This window comes from Streptomyces sp. NPDC059866, assembly GCF_042731325.1.
Taxonomy (GTDB): Bacteria; Actinomycetota; Actinomycetes; order Streptomycetales; family Streptomycetaceae; genus Streptomyces; species Streptomyces flavusporus.
Genome location: NZ_JBHWJT010000095.1, coordinates 1 through 7,923, shown reverse-complemented (window position 1 = coordinate 7,923; position 7,923 = coordinate 1). Strand labels below are relative to the sequence as shown.

Sequence of the window (7,923 nt, the reverse complement as noted above, 5' to 3'; positions counted from 1 at the left end):
GATCCCCGGATCGCCCGCCCGCACCTTGGAACAGCTACACGCCCGAACAACCCCCGCGGAAACCCATCGCTGACAGTTATTGAAATACGGGCCCCGGCGGTGCCGGAGTATTGACGCTGTACTCCGGCGGAGGTGGTCCCCTTCTTGATGAAGCCGGTGTCGTCGACGATCAACACGCCGTCGTCATGGCCGAGTTGGTCGGCCACGTACTACTGCAGGTCGTCGCGGACACTGTCGGCGTCCCAGCGACTGCGGGAGAGCAGGTACTGCAGTCCGTCCGGGGTGGCGTGGCCGGCCCACTCGGCGAGCTGCCACCCGTTCTTGCGGCCGACCGGAGCGAGCAGGCCGCGTACGTAGTCCCGCATCCGCCTGCGGGGCTCGATCCGGGTGAAGCGGCTCCCGGTCCGCAGGAAGAGTTCTTCGAGTTCCCGATCCCACACATTCACCGGCGCATCGTTGAGCATGTCGAGGGACTGCTCGCACCAGCTCACGGGCATGCGGCAGAGCACTCGTTCGTGGGGCGCGGTGGGGAAGTCCGTCCCGCCCACCTGGCGCCCCGCTACACTCCACGCCACCAGGCCGCTGACCTGCCCAGATACCGAACTACGGCTGGAGTATTAGGCATCCGCTCGACGCCCACACGACCGCCACCACAACGAGCACGAGGACTGCGCGCCGCTCTATGCGGAGGTCTCAATGGACCCGGTTCGCCGGAGGCATCGCAGCCCCGCACTCGAACAGCCCGCTGGAGCGGCAACCACTCTGTGTGGGCTGCTGAGAACGAATTAGGTTCGCCGGGTCGGGAAGGGCATCCGCTGGTGCCTGGCCGCGCTGAAGTCGATCCGCGCCGCCCGAGTGGTTATGGCATGAAGCCCCGAGCAGAATTCCCCGCAGCAGCGTCGTGCCAGGGCTCAGGTCGTCTTGGTCTGGCCGCCGTCGATGAGGAATTCGGTGCCTGTGATGTTCGCGGCGCGGGGCGAGGCCAGGAAGAGCGCGAGGTTGGCGACCTCCTGAGGTTCGGTGAAGCGTCCCGTGGTGATGCCCATCTGCTGGGGCACCACCACGTCCATGGCCTCCTGGGCAGTGGTCCCTGCGCTGGCCGCCACGGCCTCGGCGAAGCCGCCGGGGGCGGTCCAGAACGGGGTGCGGACCGGTCCCGGAGCGATGGCGTTCACCCGTACGCCGCGCGACGCAAACTCCTCCGACAGCGCCTTGGTAAGGCTGGTCAGCGCGGCCTTGGCCGCCGAGTAGTCCACCACCGTGGGGAAGGGCAGCCGGGCGTTGAGGGAGCTGATGTTGACGACCGCGCCTCCGCCGTCCGCGAGTAGGTGCGGCAGCGCGGCGCGGCTGGCGCGGACGGCGCTGAAGAAGTTCAGGTCGAAGCCCCGCTGCCACTGTGCGTCGTCGATGGCGAGGAAATCGGTGCGGGGCTGGGTGGCTCCGACGTTGTTGACCAGGACGTCGATCCGGCTATGGCGTTCCATCGCCGCCTGGATCAGTGCATCCACGCCTTCGCTGGTAGCCAGATCGCCGGCGACGAAGGCCACGTCATACGTCTCGCGCAACGCGGCCAGCTCAAGGGTCTCGGAACGGCTGCCGGCGACCACACGCGCCCCCTCACGCAGGAATGCCTCGGTGATAGCCAGGCCGATGCCCTTGCTGGCGCCGGTGACGACGGCGACTTTGTCGGTGAGCTCCAGATCCATCGGCACGCACTCCTGTGTCATGAACTCGGTATGGATTTTTCTCGTAAATCGGATATTCATGGGCATTGTGTGCGTCGGATCCCGTGCGCCCTCGCAGGCACGCCGTGTCCTGCTGTCGGGGTGTGAGACCACCGTCAGCTGCGGCCGGTCCTCGACTGATCCTCCGGCCCTGGAGATCGCCTCGGCCCCGTCCTTCGGTGTGCGTCCAGCCGCACCGTCCGCGACCGCGCCCGGCGGAGGCGTCCGCTGGTGTGCGCCCCGATGTCACGCAGTTCTTCACTCAGCCGCTTGCAGAGCAGATCGGACGCTTCTGGCGCGCCTACGCCCCCATTGGCCCTGTCCACGAGAACGGGTTCTGGCTCGCTTTCCGTGACGCGTGCACGGTGAGTGATGTCTCAGGTGCAGACGATGGGGCAGCCGCGTCGGATCGAGTGCTGGGCAGCGCGCAGGAACAGTGCGACGTAGAAGGCTGTGTCCAGGTCCTTGGTCCACGGTCCTGTTCGAGTAGTGGCCAGTTCCTTTGCTTGGTGCCTGAACCACATGCTCAGGTCGAGGTTGTCGCATGTCGCCGGGGTTTCGGCTGGCAGATCGATGGCTGTCGCGAGCTTCTCGGCGAGCGGTAGTACCTGAGGAGCGCCGGCGACCATGGAGTCGTAGTCGGCGGATTCGATGGGCAACCAGATCTCCTCATCGAGCGAGAAGGGCACGAGCACGGTCCAGCCGCAGAGGATCTCCGATTCCTCTCGTGACAGGTGCGTCTGGCACAAGGCGAGGAACCCGGTCATCGAGGGGGTCAGCTTCTCCTCGAAAGCTTGCCCTGAGCCAGGTGCGAATTCCGTCTCTGGGGGGACGTCTTCGTAGGGCGGCAGGTCCCGCCGCCTGAGTTCAGCGTTGAGCGCTGAAGCAACTTCACCCCATCCATCTTCCTCGTCACCGAACCATTCCTCCGCGCCGACGCTCACCAGATACACACCCATGTGGGGAAGCTATCGCGCGCATCTGACATCGATCAGTGAGCCAACAGGACTCGCTTGCGGAGCAGTGCGAAGCCGGCCCGGCCGAACATCTGGCGCTTGGTGTGTCCTGACCGCAGAGAGGAGTCGTGGTGTAGGCCGATTTCTTGAGGCGATGCTGCGCGGAAGATGAAGGATCTTGGCCCTTCGGAGCCGCCCGGCGGAGGGAGGCTTCAAACCGCCTCATGCTGCGTTGGCTGAAGACCGTCGTGGTGAGCGATGAGGAAAAGGCGCCCGTGAGGCGTCAGGTGGGGATCGGGAAGACGAACGCAAGTGAATCGTTGCTGACGTGTCGAAACAGATACAGATGGCATCAAAACCGGGGTGTCAAGCGGATCCCGGGAGGAGCCTGGCGGGTGTTCCGCTTACTGGCCAGGCGGTGTCCGGCATGTAGTGCTCTGACCGGGAAGGTTCGCCGGGGCGGTAGCTTCGTCTCGATAGTGTGCACGGCGTGATCAACTCATACGCGCGTTCCGACGATGCTGCAGTCGCGATAGCCGGGGCGAGGGCTGGCGCGGACGTGGTCCGCAACATGTACGGCCAGCGACTCAACCGCATCGACAAGGGTGCCGGGGACTTTGCCACCGCCGCCGACGTGGAGGCTGAGAAGACGATCCTTGGCGTTATTCGTGCCGCACGGCCTGATGACGCGGTGCTCGGTGAGGAAGGCGGGCAGCAGGGCGCCGCCGGCGCTGTGCGCCAGTGGTTGGTGGATCCCCTGTGCGGCACGCTGAACTACGCCGTCGGCAACATGCTGGTGGCCGTCAACGTGGCGTTGCGCGATGGGGCGGCGGCGGTGGCCGACCCGTTCAGCGGCGAGGTTTTCTTCACCGACGGGGAGACCGCCTGGGTGCGGCATGACGGGGCCGACGACGCACTACTGACGCCCTCGCCCGCTACCCGATTGGTGGACGTCAACCTGGATCCGCCGTTCCCGAGTGCGCCCGGATTCCGGGCCGTGGGTCTGCTGGCCCACCCTGAATTCGTCGAACGTTTCCGGCCTCGGGTCGTGTCCACGACGCTGGCGCTGGCCTGGGTCGCTGCCGGCAAGCGCGCCGCGTATGTCACCGATGGCGGCGACCTCTTCGGGAGCGTGCACTTCGCGGCCGGCATCGCTTTGTGCCGGGCTGCCGGCTGCGTTGTCACCGGGATCGACGGTGCCCCGATTGGTGAGGCAGGCCGCGGGCTTGTGGTCGCCGCCGACGACGAGACCCACGGGCTGCTGATGTCGATGATTCGCAGCCGAAGCTAGCGCTGTGACCGCATGGGTTTCGCCGGGCTGGGTCATGCTGCGACTTGGAGGGGCCTGCCGCCCCAGCGGATGCCCTTCTCGCTGCGGATCCGGGTACGTTCACGGCGTTGAGCTGCGAGGACGTCTGGATGGCGGGCGTTGGCGTTGCGCCATCGCAGGTAGGCGTGGAGAGCTCGCGTCTGGGTGGTGTGGTTGCGGTGGTTGGAGTTGGCGACGGTGAACTGCCGCAGGGGTCCGAAGTGGGCCTCGATCGGGTTGGCCCAGGATGCGTAGGTCGGGGTGAAGCACAGGTTGACCTTGTTCTTCTTCGCCCAGCGACGGATGTCCGCTCCGGTGTGGGCGGACAGGTTGTCCAGGATGACGTAGATCGGGGCGCCGTCCGGGCGGGTGGCGCGGATCGACTTCAGCGCGGCCAGCGTGTTCGCGGCACCTTTCCTACGGCGGTTGACGCCCCAGAGGGTGTCGTCGCCAATTGAGTAGCAGCCGTGGAAGTACCGCACGCCGTGGATGCGGTGGTAGGTCGCGGGATGCCGCTCGGGCCGGCCCTGCTCGGCCCAGCACGACCCGGCGGTGGGCCGGATCCCGAGCGGCCCGAACTCGTCGAACGCGAAGACACGGTCCGGGTAACGCTCCAGCACCTCCTCGATCCGGTCCAGCTTGGCATCGCGCTCCGGATCGGGCGATTCCTTCCACGTCTTGGTCCGCTGGAACGTGATGCCGCGCCGGGCGAGCAGGCACCGTAACGCCTCTCGTCCGATCCGGATGACACGGCCGTGCACTTTCCGCAGGTAGGCGGCGAGTTTTCGGATGGACCAGCGGGAAAAGGGCTGGCCGAGCTTGGTCGGGTGGGTGGTGGCCGTCTGCACGACGAAGTTCTCATCGTCAGGGCTGAGCAGGCGGGGACGGCCTCCCGCCCACCGAGGGTCCAGACAGGCCAGGCCGATCTCGTTGAACTGGTGGATCACATCCCGGACGGTGTCTTCATCGGCCTGCACCAGCTGCGCAATCACAGGCACCCGATTGCCGCCGGCCGAAGCCAGCAGCATCATCGCGCGCCGGTAGCGCACCGAACTGGTGCTGCCCCGGCGCACGATCTGCTGCAGCTTCTGCCCCTCCTGGTCGGTCAACCTGCGCACACGGACAAGCTCAGCCACCACAACCCCCAGCAGTCGGAGCGGGACGTCACCGTGCATCCAACCGCCCGCACGACCGCCCCGGCGAACCTTCCCGGTCAGAGCAGTAGACGACGTGAGCCCGATCTGCGGCTTCCGTGTGGAACAGGAGAAGGCGCGCGTGGATACGCCCTGCTCGTGCAGGTGGGGGAGAGGGAGCGTCCCAAGCGGTGACCCCGTGAGGGATTGAGTACCGTCGCCGGGCGCGCCGGCGGACCGGTTCGTAGTAGCGGTGAAGCCCCTGTAATGAGGGTGGAGCGAAGGGGCCGGGTTGTCCGTGGCTGGTTTGTTCGATCAACCGGATTTTCTCCGGGAGGAGTCGCGTGAACGAGCTGAAAGCACCAGGCAAGCCGTTTGAGATTTCGAAGCGAGTGGTCTGGGAGGCGTGGGAGAAGGTCAAGGCGAACAAGGGTGCACCCGGCGTGGACGGGCAGACGATCGCGGAGTTCGAGTCCGATCTGAGGAACAATCTGTACAAGATCTGGAATCGGATGTCCTCGGGGTCGTACTTCCCGCCGCCGGTGCGCGCGGTGGAGATCGAAAAGGCACATGGCGGTGGCACAAGAATGCTCGGTGTGCCGTCTGTTGCTGACCGGATCGCGCAGACGGTCGTGGCCCAGGAGTTGGAGGCGAAGGTCGAATCGATCTTCCATCCCGACTCTTACGGCTATCGGCCCGAGCGGTCCGCGCTCGATGCCGCGGCGGCCTGCCGAAAGCGGTGCTGGAGGGCGGACTGGGTGATCGATCTGGACATCCGGAAGTTCTTCGACGCCGTGCCGTGGCATCTGGTCGTCAAGGCGGTCGAGGCGAACACTGAGTTGCCGTGGGTGGTGCTGTATGTCAAGCGGTGGCTGCAGGCGCCGCTGATGCTGCCCGACGGCTCGTTGCAGGTCAGGGACCGGGGAACCCCGCAGGGATCCGCGGTCTCGCCCGTGCTCGCGAATCTGTTCCTGCATTACGCGTTCGATCAATGGATGGCCCGGAACTTCCCCGGCGTCGCCTTCGAACGTTATGTGGATGACGCGGTGGTGCACTGTGTCAGTAGGGACCAGGCGCAGCATGTGCTCGCGGCCCTTCGGAAGCGGATGGGCGAGGTCGGGCTGGAACTGCACCCGGACAAAACCAGGATCGTGTACTGCAAGGACAGCAACCGGCGCGGCTCCCACGAGCACACCGCGTTCACGTTCCTGGGGTTCACCTTCCGGGCTCGTCAAGTGCGGCTGAAGACGGGGAAGATGTTCACCGGCTTCAATCCGGCGATCAGCAACGACGCCCTGAACAGGGTCAGTAGGCGGGTGCGGTCTTGGCGACTGCACTTGCATACCGAGGTCTCTGAGACGGATCTCGCTCGGCTTATCAATCCGGTCGTGCGAGGTTGGATGAGTTATTACGGCGCGTTCCTCAGATCGGCGCTGTATCCACTCCTGGGGCGTATCAATGCCTACCTGATGCGCTGGATCCGTAAGAAGTACAAGCGGTTGCGGGGACGAAAGAAGGCACAGGAAGCCTGGAACAGGTCCGTTATTCAGCGGCTCCGGTTCTTCGCCCACTGGGCCTGGGTAAACACCGTCCCTGCCGTCTGGTGACCAGGGCAGCAAGAGCCGTATAACGAGAGATCGTTACGTACGGTTCTGTGAGGGCCGGGGGCTGCGATGCCCCCGGCTACTCGACAACATCTTGATGCGGTTGACGTGCCCTTCGACGACGCCCGCCTTGGTGTGCGCTGGCCCGCACAGCGAGGTGCGGGCTGACGACCCGGCGGCCGGCTTCTATCGGGTGTATGGGTCGGCCGACCGTATCGAATGAGCTGAACCGAGTTTCGTAGAGTCCGGTGATCTTGTTTCAGGCGGACCGCGTGGTGCGTTCCTCGCTTCGCCAGAAGTCGCGTTCGTACTCGGCGGGCGGTACGTAGTCGAGGGCGGAGTGCAGGCGTTCCTCGTTGTACCACGTGACCCACTGGAAGATTGCCCGCTCGACCTGGTCGAAGCCGGTCCAGGGGCCTTGCATCTCGATCAGCTCGGCCTTGAAGGTGCCGTTCAGCGCCTCGGTCATCGCGTTGTCATACGAGTCCGCGACCGAGCCGACCGACGCGGAGGCGCCGATGTCGGCGAGCCGGTCGGTGTAGCGAATTGACACGTATTGCGAGCCGCGGTCGCTGTGGTGAATGAGTCCGGAGTCCGTCTTGATCCTCCGTCTCCACAGGGCCATCTCCAGGGCATCCAGCGGGAGTTCGGTCCGCATGTGGTTCGCGACCTGCCAGCCGACGATCATCCGTGAGTACACGTCCAGAACGAACGCCACGTACACCCAGCCCGACCAGGTGCGGACATATGTCATGTCCGCCACCCAGAGCTGGTCGGGGCGGGAGGCGGTGAAGTCGCGGTCGACCAGGTCCGGCGGGCGGGGCGCCGACGGCTCGGGCACCGTGGTGCGGCGCCGCTGCCCGCGGATGACGCCCTCGATACCCAGCTCCCGCATCAGCCGCTCGATCGTGCACCGAGCCACCTCGATGCCCTTGCGCCGCAGGGCACGGGTGATCCGCCGGGCCCCATAGGTGGACCCGGACTCGGCGTGGATCTCCTCGATCAGCGGCATGAGCTGCTCGTCACGGAGCCGGCGGGCGGACTTCGGCCGCTTCTTGCGGGCGAAATAGGTCGACGGTGACAACTCCAGCACCCGGCACATGGGATCGACCCCGAGGCCACGTTCACGCAGGTGGTCGATCACTTGCTCGGCCTCGTCCGGGGACGGTCGATCTCCTGGGCAAAAAACACGCTGGC

6 protein-coding genes and 1 pseudogene are annotated in these 7,923 nt (G+C 65.9%); 2 read left to right on the top strand and 5 right to left on the bottom strand.

The genetic code is table 11. The features are described 5' to 3' along the window. Positions 1–92: 92 nt before the first annotated feature. The 3 genes and pseudogenes from ACFV7R_RS46345 to ACFV7R_RS46335 all read right to left on the bottom strand — a co-directional run. Positions 93–464 (bottom strand): annotated as a pseudogene (locus ACFV7R_RS46345) (transposase); the annotation flags it as partial. 447 nt (positions 465–911) lie between these two features. Beyond that, on the bottom strand, positions 912–1,706 hold the full coding sequence (locus ACFV7R_RS46340) for an oxidoreductase (RefSeq protein ID WP_385276649.1): 795 nt from the start codon (positions 1,704–1,706) through the stop codon (positions 912–914). A gap of 395 nt (positions 1,707–2,101) precedes the next feature. After that, a complete protein-coding gene (locus tag ACFV7R_RS46335; RefSeq protein WP_385276646.1) occupies positions 2,102–2,683 on the bottom strand; it encodes a hypothetical protein in 582 nt (193 codons plus the stop codon). A gap of 487 nt (positions 2,684–3,170) precedes the next feature. On the opposite strand from ACFV7R_RS46335, the gene ACFV7R_RS46330 reads away from it, so the two are divergent. Beyond that, a complete protein-coding gene (locus ACFV7R_RS46330; RefSeq protein WP_385276643.1) occupies positions 3,171–3,971 on the top strand; it encodes an inositol monophosphatase family protein in 801 nt (266 codons plus the stop codon). Positions 3,972–4,003: 32 nt separating this feature from the next. Here the strand turns inward: ACFV7R_RS46330 and ACFV7R_RS46325 are convergent, their stop codons facing one another. Next, a complete protein-coding gene (locus ACFV7R_RS46325) occupies positions 4,004–5,125 on the bottom strand; it encodes an IS630 family transposase (protein WP_385276640.1) in 1,122 nt (373 codons plus the stop codon). Positions 5,126–5,466: 341 nt separating this feature from the next. On the opposite strand from ACFV7R_RS46325, the gene ltrA reads away from it, so the two are divergent. After that, complete coding sequence (gene ltrA, locus ACFV7R_RS46320) at positions 5,467–6,729, top strand: group II intron reverse transcriptase/maturase (protein ID WP_385276637.1); 1,263 nt, start codon at positions 5,467–5,469, stop codon at positions 6,727–6,729. Between the two features lie 256 nt (positions 6,730–6,985). On the opposite strand, the gene ACFV7R_RS46315 is transcribed toward ltrA, so the two are convergent. Then, positions 6,986–7,923, bottom strand: a 938-nt coding sequence (locus ACFV7R_RS46315; protein ID WP_385276634.1) for an IS3 family transposase, incomplete at its 5' end; no start/stop codon positions are given.